The 13479-nt window shown below is 75.9% G+C and carries 16 protein-coding genes; 8 read left to right on the top strand and 8 right to left on the bottom strand.

What is annotated here, in order from left to right; all coding sequences use genetic code 11:
* The first annotated feature begins 36 nt into the window (after positions 1–36).
* On the top strand, positions 37–879 hold the full coding sequence (locus tag FHL79_RS07335) for an EamA family transporter (protein ID WP_138757957.1): 843 nt from the start codon (positions 37–39) through the stop codon (positions 877–879).
* Between the two features lie 12 nt (positions 880–891).
* Here FHL79_RS07335 and FHL79_RS07330 read toward each other — a convergent pair whose 3' ends face one another.
* From FHL79_RS07330 to FHL79_RS07310, 5 genes are all read right to left on the bottom strand, one after another.
* The gene (locus tag FHL79_RS07330) at positions 892–1698 is read right to left on the bottom strand and encodes a TrmH family RNA methyltransferase (RefSeq protein ID WP_218938362.1); all 807 of its coding nucleotides are present in this window, start codon (positions 1696–1698) and stop codon (positions 892–894) included.
* Between the two features lie 88 nt (positions 1699–1786).
* Complete coding sequence (rplT, locus tag FHL79_RS07325) at positions 1787–2176, bottom strand: 50S ribosomal protein L20 (RefSeq protein ID WP_138731740.1); 390 nt, start codon at positions 2174–2176, stop codon at positions 1787–1789.
* A gap of 36 nt (positions 2177–2212) precedes the next feature.
* Positions 2213–2407: a 50S ribosomal protein L35 gene (gene rpmI / locus FHL79_RS07320; RefSeq protein WP_014741225.1), complete on the bottom strand. Its 195-nt coding sequence runs from the start codon at positions 2405–2407 to the stop codon at positions 2213–2215.
* A gap of 77 nt (positions 2408–2484) precedes the next feature.
* Positions 2485–3126, bottom strand: a complete 642-nt coding sequence (gene infC / locus FHL79_RS07315) for a translation initiation factor IF-3 (RefSeq protein WP_138757956.1) — start codon at positions 3124–3126, stop codon at positions 2485–2487.
* Positions 3127–3398: 272 nt separating this feature from the next.
* Positions 3399–3893: a PH domain-containing protein gene (locus FHL79_RS07310; RefSeq protein WP_138757955.1), complete on the bottom strand. Its 495-nt coding sequence runs from the start codon at positions 3891–3893 to the stop codon at positions 3399–3401.
* A 39-nt stretch (positions 3894–3932) separates the two neighbouring features.
* Between FHL79_RS07310 and FHL79_RS07305 the strand changes: the two genes are divergently transcribed.
* The 3 genes from FHL79_RS07305 (at position 3933) to FHL79_RS07295 (ending at position 7095) form a co-directional block, all read left to right on the top strand.
* Entirely contained in the window at positions 3933–4568 is a 636-nt protein-coding gene (locus FHL79_RS07305) for a uridine kinase family protein (protein ID WP_138757954.1), read from the top strand.
* Between the two features lie 3 nt (positions 4569–4571).
* On the top strand, positions 4572–5846 hold the full coding sequence (locus FHL79_RS07300) for a YeeE/YedE family protein (RefSeq protein WP_246080474.1): 1275 nt from the start codon (positions 4572–4574) through the stop codon (positions 5844–5846).
* A gap of 67 nt (positions 5847–5913) precedes the next feature.
* The gene (locus FHL79_RS07295; RefSeq protein ID WP_138757953.1) at positions 5914–7095 is read left to right on the top strand and encodes a uroporphyrinogen-III synthase; all 1182 of its coding nucleotides are present in this window, start codon (positions 5914–5916) and stop codon (positions 7093–7095) included.
* Here FHL79_RS07295 and rraA read toward each other — a convergent pair.
* Positions 7092–7571: a ribonuclease E activity regulator RraA gene (gene rraA / locus FHL79_RS07290; protein WP_138757952.1), complete on the bottom strand. Its 480-nt coding sequence runs from the start codon at positions 7569–7571 to the stop codon at positions 7092–7094. The two genes, FHL79_RS07295 and rraA, sit on opposite strands and share 4 nt — an antisense overlap.
* 119 nt (positions 7572–7690) lie before the next feature.
* On the opposite strand from rraA, the gene FHL79_RS07285 reads away from it, so the two are divergent.
* The gene (locus tag FHL79_RS07285) at positions 7691–8014 is read left to right on the top strand and encodes a DUF6221 family protein (protein WP_138757951.1); all 324 of its coding nucleotides are present in this window, start codon (positions 7691–7693) and stop codon (positions 8012–8014) included.
* Here FHL79_RS07285 and FHL79_RS07280 read toward each other — a convergent pair.
* The gene (locus FHL79_RS07280; RefSeq protein WP_138757950.1) at positions 8011–9393 is read right to left on the bottom strand and encodes a nitrate/nitrite transporter; all 1383 of its coding nucleotides are present in this window, start codon (positions 9391–9393) and stop codon (positions 8011–8013) included. The genes FHL79_RS07285 and FHL79_RS07280 overlap by 4 nt on opposite strands.
* 145 nt (positions 9394–9538) lie before the next feature.
* Here FHL79_RS07280 and FHL79_RS07275 point away from each other — a divergent pair, with 145 nt between their 5' ends.
* Both FHL79_RS07275 and FHL79_RS07270 read left to right on the top strand, forming a co-directional pair.
* Positions 9539–10324, top strand: a complete 786-nt coding sequence (locus tag FHL79_RS07275; RefSeq protein WP_138757949.1) for a hypothetical protein — start codon at positions 9539–9541, stop codon at positions 10322–10324.
* A gap of 28 nt (positions 10325–10352) precedes the next feature.
* The gene (locus tag FHL79_RS07270; RefSeq protein ID WP_138757948.1) at positions 10353–12176 is read left to right on the top strand and encodes a hypothetical protein; all 1824 of its coding nucleotides are present in this window, start codon (positions 10353–10355) and stop codon (positions 12174–12176) included.
* Between the two features lie 19 nt (positions 12177–12195).
* On the opposite strand, the gene FHL79_RS07265 is transcribed toward FHL79_RS07270, so the two are convergent.
* Entirely contained in the window at positions 12196–12990 is a 795-nt protein-coding gene (locus FHL79_RS07265) for an AraC family transcriptional regulator (RefSeq protein WP_138757947.1), read from the bottom strand.
* Positions 12991–13038: 48 nt separating this feature from the next.
* Between FHL79_RS07265 and FHL79_RS07260 the strand changes: the two genes are divergently transcribed.
* Complete coding sequence (locus tag FHL79_RS07260; protein WP_138757946.1) at positions 13039–13470, top strand: DUF2000 domain-containing protein; 432 nt, start codon at positions 13039–13041, stop codon at positions 13468–13470.
* Positions 13471–13479: the final 9 nt, after the last annotated feature.

Below are 13479 nucleotides of genomic sequence, written 5' to 3'. Positions count from 1 at the left end.
CTGCCCCCTGCAGCGGGGCTGGACCCGGGAGGGCGCGTGGCGGTGTTCCTGGCGCTGGCGTCGGCCGTGGTCTACGGCGCCTCGGACTTCCTCGGCGGGCTGTCCAGCCGGCGGGCGTCGGTGTTCGGCGTCGTCGTGCTGTCCCAGGCCGTCGGCCTGCTCGCGCTGCTGGTCCTGCTCCCCTGGCTGGGTGGTCCGGTGCAGCCGGCCGACCTGGCCTGGGGCGCGACCGCGGGCCTGGCCGGCGCGGCCGGGCTGGTCGTCTTCTTCCGCGCCCTGGCCTCCGGCGTGATGAGCGTCGTCGCACCGGTGACCGCGGTGACCGCCGCCGCCGTCCCGGTCCTCGCCGGGCTGCTGAGCGGTGACAGCGTCACCGCCTGGGCCGCCCTTGGCATCGCCCTCGCACTGGTCGCCGTGGTGCTGGTCTCGGCCGAGGGGGGCCTGTCGGCGCTGCGGACGGCCCGGCCGGCCAGCCTCGTCCCCGCCCTCGTCGCGGGCACCGCCTTCGGGGTCTTCTTCGTCCTCCTGGACCGCATCTCCGCCGACGCGGGACTGACCCCCCTGGTGGCGGCGCGGGTGGCGTCGGCGGCCCTGGTTGCCGTGCTGGCCCTCGTCGGCAGGCGGTCGCTGCGGGTCGCGAGGCCGGCCGTGCCGCTGGTGGCGCTGTCGGGGGTCGGGGACATGACCGCGAACGCGCTGTTCCTGCTCGCCACCCAGCAGGGCGGGGCCCTGGCGATCACCGGGGTGCTGGCCTCGCTCTACCCGGTCAGCACCGTCGTCCTGGCCCAGCTGGTGCTGCGGGAGCGGCTGGGCGGCGCGCAGGTGGCCGGGCTCGTGACGGCCGTGGCGGCCGTCGTCCTCATCACGCTCCCGGGCTGAGCGGTCCGGCGCTCAGCGCTGGGCGAGCTGGGTGACGTAGAGGCAGATGGACGCGGCGACGGAGAGGTTGAGGCTCTCCGCCCGGCCCCGCATCGGGATGCGCACCCGGGCGTGGGCGGCGGCCGCCAGCCCGGCGTCCAGACCCCGGGCCTCGTTGCCGAACAGCCAGAGCACCGGGGCGGCGAGCAGGCCGTCGTCGGCGGCCTCGTCGAGCCCGACCTCACCCCCGCCGTCGGCGGCCAGCACCATCGTGCCGGCGGCCTGGACCTGCGGCACGAGCTCGGCCAGCGACGCACCGCGGACGACGTCGACGTGGAAGAGGCTGCCGGCGCTGCTGCGCACGACCTTGCCGTTGTACGGGTCGGCGGAGCCGGTGCCGAACACGACCGCACCCGCACCGCAGGCGTCGGCGCTGCGCAGCACGGTGCCCGCGTTGCCCGGGTCGGCGAGCTCGGCGAGCGCGACCGCGAGCCGGGGCGGGTCGGTGACCAGCGTGCCGGGATCGACGTCGCGCAGCGCGCAGACGGCGACCAGGCCCTGCGGGGTGACCGTCTCCGACAGCGACGCCGCGGCGCGCTCGGTGACCAGGTGCACCGGCACCCGGGTGCCGGCCAGCAGCTCGGTGTGGGCGACCGCTGCGGCCTCGGTGACGAACAGCTCGAGGACGGCGTCCGGGTCGGTCTCCGCCTCCGCGAGCGCCTCGCTGACCGCCTGCCGCCCCTCGGCGAGGAAGGCCCCGGCGTCGTCCCGGCCGCTGCGGCGGGTGAGCTTGCGGGCCACGGCGACCCGCGCCGAGCGCTCGGTCATGACGTCGGGCACGGGGTTCCCCTCGGAGGTGGACGGACAGACGACGACGCCGTCGCGGGGAGCCAGGCTCCCCGCGACGGCGTCGTCGGGACGGTGCTGCTTACGCTGCTGCGGCGCCGGTCGCCTCGGGGTTCGCGGCGAGCGCGGCCCGGGCGGACCCCACCAGCGTGGCGAAGGCGGCGGGCTCGTTGACGGCGAGCTCGGCCAGGACCTTGCGGTCCAGCTCGATGCCGGCGAGCTTGAGGCCCTGCATGAACCGGTTGTAGGTCATGTCGTTCTGCCGCGCCGCGGCGTTGATCCGGGTGATCCACAGCTTGCGGAAGTCACCCTTGCGGACCTTGCGGTCGCGGTAGTTGTAGGTCGCGGAGTGGAGGATCTGCTCCTTGGCCTTGCGGTACAGCCGCGAGCGCTGGCCGCGGTAGCCGCTGGCCGCCTCGAGGGTGGTGCGACGCTTCTTCTGGGCGTTGACCGCCCGCTTCACGCGTGCCACGTGAGAGCTCCGTTCTGCTCGTAGAGGTGGGGGCGGTCAGAGACCGAGGAGCTTCTTCATCCGGCCGGTGTCGGCCTTGGAGAGCTCGCCGGTGCCGCTGATCCGACGCTTCCGCGAGCCGGACTTGTACTCGAACTTGTGCTGGTTGTTCTGGTGCTCGGCCACCAGCTTGCCGGTGCCCGTGACCTTGATCCGCTTCGCGGCGCCCTTGTGGGTCTTGTTCTTCGGCATCTCTCGGTCCTGTTCGTGTCTGCCCGGCGTCGCGCAGCAGTGCTGCGCGACGCGGGTGCGTCGGGGTGGGCCGCCGGCTAGGCCGGGGGCGCCTGCTCGGCCTGCGCCGGCTCGTCGTTGGCCGCGTGCTTCTCCGCCTTGGCGGTGCGCCGGGCAGCATCGGTCGCTGCCTGGTTCCGGTGCGGAGCGATCACCATGACCATGTTCCGGCCGTCCTGCTTGGGGTTGGACTCCACCACCCCGAGGTCGGCGACGTCGCCGGCCAGCCGCTGCAGCAGCTTGTAGCCCATCTCGGGCCGGGACTGCTCGCGACCGCGGAACATCACGGTGATCTTGACCTTGTCGCCGCCCTTGAGGAAGCGCTCGACGTGGCCCTTCTTGGTCTCGTAGTCGTGCGGGTCGATCTTCAGGCGCAGCCGCATCTCCTTGATGACGGTGAGCGCCTGGTTCCGCCGCGCCTCACGGGCCTTCTGCGCGGCTTCGTACTTGAACTTCCCGTAGTCCATAAGCTTGACGACGGGCGGCCGGGCCATGGGCGCGACCTCGACCAGGTCGAGTTCGGAGTCCTGGGCCAGGCGCAGCGCCTCGCCGATCGAGACGACGCCGACCTGCTCGCCCTCCGGTCCGACCAGGCGGACCTCGGGGACGCGGATACGGTCGTTGATACGGGGCTCGGTGATGGCCTCTCCTCTGCTGCGTGGATGAGGATCCGCACCCACCCGGACCACCGACGACAAAGGCCCTGTGAGCTGGTGCTCACAGGGCCCACTCGCCGGGTGCCGCAGCGGCCCGCGAACGGGTCTCCGCGGACGCGACGACCGGACGTGCCGGTCGTCGCGAACCGGGACCTGGGTGCCTGTGCGGCGCCAGGTGGGAGCGGGCTCCTCTTGGTGGGTGACCGGGACTGGAAGGATCTCGGCCACCGTGGTTCTCGCGCCTCGATGTAGCGGGGGGAGGCGCAGCCCACCTTACAGCGCCGCACCGGCTCCCGTCATTCCCGGGGGTACAGCAGGTCCTCGCGGGGGACGACGTGCCGCGCCTGGTGGTCGGCGAGCAACGCCCGCAGGCCGCGGACGGCGGCCAGGGCGCGCTCCCCGTCGGCCGCCTGGACCGCGGAGACGGCGAGCTCGTCGTCGTTGGTGAGCAGCAGGGTCGCCCACGGCGAGTGCTCGTTGAACCGCACCGCCCGCACCGCCGACCAGGGCACCTCGTGGTTGATCACGACGTTGCGGACCCGCAGCCCGTCGGTGTCGGCGTCCACCCGGGACCTGCCGATGAGCAGCACGCCGGCGCCCATGGCCAGGCCCAGACCGACCATCGCCACCTGGTCGGCGGTGTGGAACGAGACGACGCCGGTGGTCGAGGACTTCAGCAGGACGGCGACCACGGTCATCGCCACGACCAGCCCGGCGGCGGCCAGCGCGGTGATCAGCCGCAGCCGCCGCGGGACGGCGGAGACCGGGCGGGGGGTGTTGTCGGCGGGCACGCTCCCATCCTGCACCGCCCGCGCTGGCAGAGTGCGGGCGTGCGGGCGGTGAGCGGGACGGCGACACCGGGGCGCGGCACCTTCGCGGCGCTGGCCGACCAGGTGCGGGCCGCGGCACCACGGCTGGGCTGCACCAGGCTGGTGTGCGTCGACGGGCCGGCCGGGTCGGGCAAGACCACGTTCGCGGGCAGGTTGGCCGCCGAGCTCGGCGCACCGGTCCTGCACATGGACGACGTCTACGCCGGCTGGACCCTCACCGGCGGGTTCGCGCGGCTGGCCGCCGGGGTGCTGCGGCCGCTGCGCGAGGGCCGGGCCGGCGCCGTCCACCGGTACGACTGGGACGCCGCGCGGTTCGCCGAGCTCGTGCAGGTGCCGGTCGGGCCGGCGCTGGTCGTCGAGGGGTGCGGCAGCGCGCCGCGGGACGTGGACCCGTACGCGGTGCTGCGGGTCTGGGTGGAGGCGCCCCGCGCGGTGCGGATGGCGCGCGGGATCGCCCGGGACGGCGAGGCGATGCGCCCGGAGTGGCTGCGCTGGCAGCAGCAGGAGGCCGCGCAGTTCGCCGCCCAGGACACCCGCGCGCGGGCCGACCTGCTGGTCGACGGGACCGCCGGGCCGGGTGACGAGGAGTACACCCTGCTGCCGGGAAGAGCCGCCCTGCCGCCGCCGCTTCGTTGACGCGTGGCAACGATCTCCCTCCCCCGTCCGCTGCTCCCCCGCACCGGCCGCGCGTTCCCGACCGCGGGCGCTGCCCCGGAGCCCGTCGCAGCCGGGCCGGTGCGCTGGGTGCCCCTCGGCGTCGCCACCGCCCTCGCCGCGGCGCTGACCACGTGGACCTGGTCCCGGTACGGGACCCAGCAGGGCGTCTTCACCCTCCTCGGCCTCGGACTGGGCGCCGCCCTGTTCCACTCCCGCTTCGGGTTCACCTCGGCCTGGCGGCAGCTCGTCGCCGTCGGCAACGGCGCCGGCCTGCGCGCGCACGCGCTGCTGCTCGGCACGACCGCGACGCTGTTCGCCCTGCTCCTCGGGACGGGCACCGGGCTCTTCGGCACCACCCCCACCCCGACGTCGACCGGCCTGGGCGTCGCGCTGGTCGCCGGGGCGGTGCTCTTCGGCATCGGCATGCAGCTCGGTGGCGCGTGCGCCTCGGGGACCCTCTACGTGGTCGGCTCCGGGCAGACCTCGATCCTGCTCACCCTCGGCGGCTTCATCACCGGCACGGTGCTCTACGCCTGGGCCTACCCGCTGGTCGACGACCTGCCCGCCTTCCCCGCATTCACCCTCGCCGACCACGTCGGGTGGGCCGGCTCCTGGCTGGTCACCCTCGCCCTGCTCGGCGTCGTCGTCGGGACCACCTCGGTGGTGCAGCCTCGCCGGGTGCCACCCCCGGCGGAGGAGCCGGAGACCGCCCGCGGCATCGCCCGGGTCGTCCGTGGCTCGTGGCCGAAGTGGGTGGGCGCCCTGGTCCTCGCGGTCCTCGGCGCCGCCGTGCTCCTCACCTCGGGCAGCGCCTGGGGCATCACCAGCGCCTTCACCCTGTGGGGCTCGAAGGTGCTGCAGGCGGTGGGCCTGCACCCCGAGACGTGGGGGTACTGGCAGCAGCCGGCGCTGGCCGCCCAGCTCTCCGGCCCCGTGCTGGCGGACCGCACCTCGCTGACCGACCTGGGCATCGTGCTGGGCGCGGCGCTGGCGTCGGCCGCCGGCGGCGCCTGGGCGCTGCACCGGCGGATCCCGCTCAACACCGCGTCCGCTGCCGTGGTCGGTGGCCTGCTGATGGGCATCGGTGCCCGGCTGGCCAGCGGCTGCAACATCGGCGCCTACCTGGCCGGCATCGCCTCCGGGAGCGCCTCGGGCTGGGTGTGGGGTCTGGCCGCGCTCGGCGGCACCTGGATCGGGCTGCGCGCCCGCCGGCTGTTCGGGCTCAGCGTGCCGGCTCCCCGGGACAGCTCCTGCTGACCGGGCACCGCGACCGCCCGACCTCCCGCGTCACACGGTTGGAACACCGAGGCCGCACCATGGAGGCGTGACCGACCCCGCGCTCGACCGTCCGACGGACGGCCCGGCCGGTGCAGCCCCCGCTGCCGGCGTCGCCGCTCCCCCGGCCGAGGAACTGCTGCCGCTGCGCGGCTACACCGTGGCGGTGACCGCCGCCCGGCGCAGCGAGGAACTCGGCGCGCTGCTGGACCGGCGCGGTGCCCGGGTGGTCCACGCCCCGGCGATCCGGATCGTGCCGCTGGCCGACGACGCCGACCTGGTCGCCGCCACCCGCGAGGTCCTGGCCGCCCCCGTGGACCTGGTGGTGGCCACCACGGGGGTCGGGTTCCGCGGCTGGCTGGAGGCGGCCGAGGCGTGGGACCTGCCGCTGCGTGAGCACCTGCAGCACGCCCGGGTGCTGGCCCGCGGTCCGAAGGCCCGCGGGGCGATCCGCGGCGCGGGGCTGGTCGATGCCTGGTCCCCGGCGTCGGAGAGCTCTGCGGAGGTGCTCGAGCACCTCCTCTCCGGTGCCGAGGGGCCGCTGCCGGGTCGCCGGATCGCCGTCCAGCTGCACGGCGACCCCCTGCCCGAGCTCGTCTCCGGGCTGGTCCGGGCCGGCGCGGAGGTGGTGAAGGTCCCCGTCTACCGCTGGGTGCTGCCCGAGGACACCGCCCCGCTGCGCCGGCTGGTGGCCACGATCGCCGGACGCGGGGTGGACGCGGTGACCTTCACCAGCGCGCCGGCGGCGGCGAGCCTGCTCCAGGTGGCCAGCGAGGAGGGCGTGCGGGCCGGCGTGCTCACCGCCTTCGCCGAGGCCGTCCTGCCGGTGGCGGTCGGCCCGGTGACCGCCGCCCCGCTCGAGGCGGCCGGGATCCGCACGGTCCAGCCCGAGCGGGCCCGGCTGGGCGCGCTGGCCCGCTCGGTCGTCACCGAGCTGCCCGCCCGGCACCCGGTGCTGGCCGCCGGTCGGCACACCCTGCAGGTCCGCGGGCACGCCGCCGTCCTCGACGGTCGCCTGGTGGAGCTGCCGCCGGGCCCGATGGCGGTGCTGCGGGCACTGGCCCGCCGGCCCGGCGTCGTCGTCTCCCGGCCTGACCTGCTCGCCGAGCTCTCCGGTGGCGGCGACGCACACGCGGTGGAGATGGCGGTGACCCGGCTCCGGGCGGCCCTCGGCGCGCCGGTCGTGGAGACCGTGGTCAAGCGGGGTTACCGGCTCGCGGCCGGGGTCTAGGGGGCAGCGGGCAGCAGCACGACGCCGTCCGCGTCGGCGACGAGCCACTCCCCCTCGCGGAAGCCCACCCCGGCGAACCGGCAGGTGCCGCCCTCCCGACCGCGGTCGCCGTCCCGCGCGCCTCGACGCGGGAACACCGCCAGCGCGCGGACCCCGATCGGCTGCTCCGCCATCTCCGCGACGTCCCGGACTGCGCCGTTGACCACCACCCCGGCCCAGCCCGAGGCCGCGGCGACCGCCGCCAGGGTGCCGCCGAAGAACGCGCAGCGCTGGTTGCCTCCGCCGTCGACGACGAGCACGCGCCCCTCCCCCGGCCGCTCGAGCACGGCCCGGACCAGGGCGTTGTCCTCGGTGACCGTGACGATCACGATGCGGCCGCTGAAGGCGGCGACGCCGCCGAAGGCCGACAGCACCGGGTCGCACACCTGGGCGTCGGGGCGCTCGTCGCAGAGGTCGGTGGTGGGCTGGGGTGGCATGGACCGGGCTCGCTCTCCTCGGGCGGACGGGGACGGCTGATCATGCTCGGAGACCGCCCGCTGATCGCGAGGCCGGGTCGACGGGCCCGCCGCACGGTCCGAGGGGGGATGATCCGACGATGGAACCGCCCGTCATGGACCTGGTGGGCTTCCTGCTCGCCCGCATCGCCGAGGACACGAACGCCGTCGCCGGCGTGGCCGAGGACGCCGGCGCGCAGGGCACCGCCGCGCGGGTGCGCGCGGACTGCGCGGCCAAGCGGAAGGTGGTGCTCGCCTGCCAGGCGGCCGCACCGGACTTGCGCTTCCTCGGTGCCCGGCCGCCCGGGCTGCCCGACTTCCCGCTGCCGCCCAAGGACCTGCACCAGCTGGCCGCGCTCACCCTCGCCCTGCTCGGCACCCCCTACGCCGAGCACCCGGACTTCCAGCCGGCCTGGCGCCCCTAGACGCCGGCCAGCTTGTTGCCCGGGCGCAGGTAGACGACCCAGGTGACGACGACGCAGACGGCGTAGAACGCGATGAAGGCGATGTAGGCGCCGTCGCCGCTGCCGGTGGAGAGGAACGACTGGCGGAAGGCCAGGTTCACCAGCACCCCGCCGAAGGCCCCGACCGCCCCGGCGATGCCGATGACCGCTCCGGACATCCGCAGCGCGTGCTTGTCGGCGACCGCCGAGTCCGTGCCGGTCGCGACGGCGTCCATCGCCCGGGTCCGGAACACCGCCGGGATCATCTTGTAGGTCGAGCCGTTGCCGATGCCGCTGAGCACGAACAGCAGCACGAAGCCGAGCAGGAACAGCGGCAGCGACTCGACCTGGCTGGCGACGAGCACGACGGCCGCGCCCAGCGCCATCGCGAGGAAGTTCCAGAAGGTGATCCGCGCGCCGCCGAACCGGTCGGCCAGCGACCCGCCCAGCGGTCGGATCAGCGACCCCAGCAACGGCCCGAGCCAGGTGAGCTGCGCGGCGGCCAGCGGCGTGGCGAAGTCATCGGCGAACTGGTTCTGCAGCACCTGGCCGAAGGCGAACCCGAAGCCGATGAACGAGCCGAAGGTGCCGATGTAGAGGAACGACAGGATCCAGGTGTGCCCCTCGCGGGCGGCCTCGCGCATGGCCCGGGGCTGGTTGCGGGCCGTGGTCAGGTTGTCCATCAGCAGGGCGGCGCCCACCGCGGCGACCACGATCAGCGGCAGGTACACGTAGAGCACGACCCGCGGGTGCTCGGCGCCGGCGGTGGCGAGCACGAGCAGGCCGACGAGCTGGATGACCGGCACGCCGAGGTTGCCGCCGCCGGCGTTCAGGCCGAGCGCCCAGCCCTTGAGCCGGGTCGGGTAGAAGGCGTTGATGTTGGTCATCGAGCTGGCGAAGTTGCCGCCGCCCACGCCGGCCAGGCAGGAGACGACCAGCAGCGTGCTGTACGAGACCCCGGGCTCGAGCACGACCGCCGTCGCGATGGTGGGCACCAGCAGCAGCGAGGCGCTGATGATCGTCCAGTTCCGGCCGCCGAACTTCGCGACGGCGAAGGTGTAGGGCAGCCGGACGAAGGCCCCGAGCGCCGTGGGCAGCGTGGTGAGCAGGAACTTGCCGGCCGGGTCGATGCCGAACACCGGCTCGGGCAGGAACAGCACCATCACCGACCACAGGCTCCAGATGGAGAAGCCGACGTGCTCGGAGAAGACGGAGAAGAACAGGTTCCGCCGGGCGACGGGCTTGCCCGTGGACTCCCAGAAGTCCACGTCCTCGGGGCGCCAGTCGTCGATCCACCGACCGCCGAGGCGGCCGGGGGCGCGCTGGGTGGACGTGGTGGTGGGCTCGGTGGCGGTGGCCATGCACCGACGGTGGCGGCCCGGCGTTCCCCCGCCGTTGCCGCCACGGTGAACTCGTGTTCCGTTGTCCGCACCGCGCCTGCCCCGCTGTGGTGAGGAGCCGCCGCCGCCGGGTGCGGCCCGCTGCGGTGCGCGCCATGATCGCCCCGTGAGGGACTCCGAGGAGCGCGCGCCCGGTCGGGACCTGGTCGAGACCGGGGAGCTGGTCGCCGGGTCGATGAGCCGCGCCGTCGCCGGGCTGCTGTTCGACCCCGCGTCGAGCCCGCTGCGGCTGGACGACCGGCTGGCCGGCTGCCTGCGCGACGCCGCCACCTCCGCCGCCGCGCTGCCGCTGACCTGGGAGCGCGCCCGCGCCGGCGCTGCCCTCGCCTTCGTCGCCGAGCTGTCGGTCACCCGCGCCCACCAGGGCCGCGCGGTGCGCACCGACGGCTTCTTCAGCGTCACCGCCGCTGCGCGCTCGGCCGCCGAGCGGCTGGTCGAGGACGTCGTCCAGGCGGCCCGGCAGACCACCGAGGAGCGGCGGGTGCGGCACCTGGGCTACCTGGTGGCCGAGGTCGTCGTCTCCCCCGACATCGACGTGGCGCTGGCCGCCCGGGCGCTGCAGCTGGCCGAGTCGTGCAGCTGGCGTCAGCTGGTGCTGCTGGCCGCGGTGGGCCGCCGCGACCGCTCGCCGCTGCCGATGACGCCGCTGGAGGACGACCCGCGGGCCTGGCGGGCCTGGGGTGCCCGGGAGGACGTCGCCGACCTGCAGCGCGCGGGCCTGCTGGACCCCCCGCCCGCCGCCGTCCGGCCGGGCACCCGGCCGCGGCTGCGCCCGGCCGACCTGCGGCTGACTCGCCGCGGGGTGCTCCTGCACCGGCTGCTGGCGCTGGACTTCGTCCGCGAGGACGACGTCCACGCCGCGCTCGCCGACCTGGACCTGCCGCCCGCCTGATCACCGGTCGGCCGGGGAGGAGCGCCGGATGAGCGACGAGGACGTCGACGTGGCCGTCTCCCGCGTGTTCCCGGAGCTGACGCCGGCAGCCGTCCTCCTCACCGACACCCCGGAGGAGGCCGTCCGGCTGCTGGGCGTCGCGCTGGGTCGACCCGGCGCGCTGGACTCCGGGCAGGCCGCTCTCAGCGCGCTGGCCGCCGCGGTGCACCGGTCCAGCGGGGAGCAGGTGATCGGGTCGCTGGACCCGGCACCGGCCGACGAGGACGACGCGCTGGCCGGCGCGCTGCGCGCACTGCCCGCCCCGGACCGGGCCGCGGCGGTCCTGCAGCTGCTCGGCGCCGGGCCGCAGCAGGACGCCGACGCCGCGGTCGCTGCGCTGCGGGTGGCGCTGGCCGGACGGGACGAGCAGGCCCGGGCTGCGCGCGACCTCGAGCGGTCGTTGTTCGCGGTGCCCGGCGCGACAGCGGAGCCCGCCCTCCCGGCCGCCCCGCTGCCCGAGCGGCTCGCCCGGCTGGCCGCCGGCCGGCGCCTCCCGTCGACGGCGGCGGACACGGTCGCCGGCATGGTGAGCACCGCCCGGGCGGCCCGACGTCGCCGGCGGGTGCAGCTCGTCGCCGGCGCGCTCGTCGTCCTCGCGCTGGCGGTCGTCGTCCCGCTGCTGCCGCGGGGCGCGCCGGCCCCGACGCCGACGTCCACCCCGACGTCACCGGCCGCCGTCCCGGTCCCTGAGGGGCCCTCGGTCTACGCCGGGGCGCCCCGCGGGTCGCTGGCCGGGGACGAGGCGTTCTCGGCAGGACTGCGCGAGCTCGACTGGCCCCCGGCCCGCGCCGCGGACCCCCGGCGGGTGGTCTACGCCGGAGACGTGCCCGGCGGACGGTGGGCGCTGCTCACCTCCGGTGGCACCGCGGCCCGACCGGCCGCCGCTGCGTGGTTCACCGGACCCGAGGGCGCCGCGCCGGGCGGTCTGCGGCTGACGTCGGGCTGGAGCACGCCCGACCCGACCCAGCCGGCCGCGCTCGTCGACCCCGCCACCGGGACCCTGGTGGTGCTGGCCGCCCCGGACGACCAGATCGCGGTCTCCGGGCGGCCGGAGGTCACCGGGGACGGGACCGTGCTGCGCGCCTACGGTCTGGCCTCGACCACGGCCGGCCTGGCCGAGGTGCACCTCGAACCGCTGCCGGGTGCCGTGGGCAGCGCCGTCCAGCTCCTGTGGCGGCGAGCCGGCCGCCCACCGGAGCCGCTGGCACCCGCCGTCGTCCCGACGGAGGCCGCCACCGGCACGCCCCCGCTCGGCCGGCTGCGTCCGGCTCCCGAGCCGGCGCGCGGCGACGCGGCGGTCGGCCCCCAGCTGGCGTCGGTGCTGGGCCGGCTGGGCCAGTCCGCCGGGGACGCCGCGGTCACCGTCCTCTGGGCCGGTGACCTGCCCGGCCCGCACGAGCAGCCTGCTCGGGTGACCGTCCTCGCCGTCGGGCAACCGTCCGGAGCCGCTGTCGTCACCGCTCCCTACGGCCTCGCCGGCGGCCCGACGGGCGCGGCGGGTACTTCGGTGTGCGTCACCGGGGTGCTGCCGGCCGGCGAGCCGCTGGACCAGCGGGTCGTCGCCCTGCGGTGCGACGTCACAGCCGGCTTCGCCGACCCTGCGAGCGCCCGGTCGCTGGTCGTCCTCGCCGCGCGGGACGCGGTCTCGGTGCAGCTGTTCGACGTCGCCGGGACGGTGCTGGGCGAGCAGCCGCTGACCGACGGCGTCGCCGTCGTCGGCTCCCCCGGCGACGTCGCACGAGTCCTGGTGCGCGGCGCCGGGGGCGAGGTGTCCGGGGCGGCCGTGCTGACCGACGCCGACCTGTCCGGCTGAGCCGGACCGCCGCCCGGCGTCAGCCCAGCGTGGCCGAGCGGGAGTAGGCGACCGGTGTGGTCGCCAGCATCCGGCGGAAGTGCCGGGTCAGGTGCGACTGGTCGACGAAGCCCGCCGCGGGAGCCACCTCGGCGGCGGGCATCCCGGCCAGCAGCAGCCGCCGGGCCAGGTCGACCCGACGGCCGGTCAGGTAGCGGTGCGGCGGCAGCCCGTACCGGCGGGTGAATGCGCGCACCACCGAGGTGGGGTGCACCTCGAAGAGCGCGGCGGCCTCCTCCAGCGGCAGCCCCTCGGCGACCCGGGCGTCCAGCAGCTCGCGCACCCGGTCGGCCAGCACGTCGTCCCGCACGTCCGGCGCCGCGACGGCGGTCCGGTCCAGGTGCTGCCGCAGCCGCTCCAGCACGAAGGACAGCCGGCTCTCCGCCTCGAGCAGGTCCCCGCCGCGGGCCAGGGTGCGGTGCAGCGCGGACAGCCGGTCGCGCAGCGCGCCGTCGTCGAAGGCCGGCTGGTCGACGGACCGGTCGACCCGGTCGGTGCCCAGCGTGGCCGGTTCCAGGTAGAGGACCCGCTTGCGGAAGCCGGCGGGTGAGGAGGACCGGCCGTCGTGCGGCACCCCGGGCGGCAGCAGGGTGACCACGGTGCGGGTGGCGCCGTGCGCGTGCCGGTCCAGGTCGTAGCGGACCGCGCCGTCGTCGACGAGCAGCAGCGTCCAGGCCTCGTGGGTGTGCGCGGGGTAGACGTGGTCGGTGAAGTGCGCGTGGAAGACCTCGGTCAGCCCGGGCACGTCGGGCCGCCAGGCGACCACCTCGCTCACGTCAGGAACGTACAAGACCCGCGGCGCCGGGGACCCGAGGCTGGGAGCATGGACACCCCCGCCGAGCCGCCCCGCTGGGCCACCAAGATCGCCGTGCTGCTGCGGGAGGACCTCGCGCCATGGCAGGCCCTGAACGTCACCTCGTTCCTGGTCAGCGGGATCACCGCGACCGGTCCCGAGCTGGTCGGTGAGCCGTACGAGGACGCCGACGGCACCGGGTACCTGCCGATGCTCCGCCAGCCGGTGCTGGTGATGGCCGGGTCGGCGGACCTGCTGGCCACCGCCCGCACCCGAGCCCTGGACCGTGGCCTGACCCCCGCCGTGTTCACCGCGGAGCTGTTCAGCACCCCCGGCGACGTGCAGAACCGGGCCGCGGTGCGGGCGGTCGCCGGCGCCGACCTGGACCTGGTCGGGCTCGCCGTCCACGGCCCGAAGAACGCCGTCGACAAGGTGGTGAAGGGCGCCCGCATGCACCCCTGAAGAAGGACC

The organism is Modestobacter altitudinis (genome assembly GCF_005930475.1).
Classification (GTDB): domain Bacteria; phylum Actinomycetota; class Actinomycetes; order Mycobacteriales; family Geodermatophilaceae; genus Modestobacter; species Modestobacter altitudinis.
This window is presented reverse-complemented; position numbering and strand designations above follow the sequence as displayed.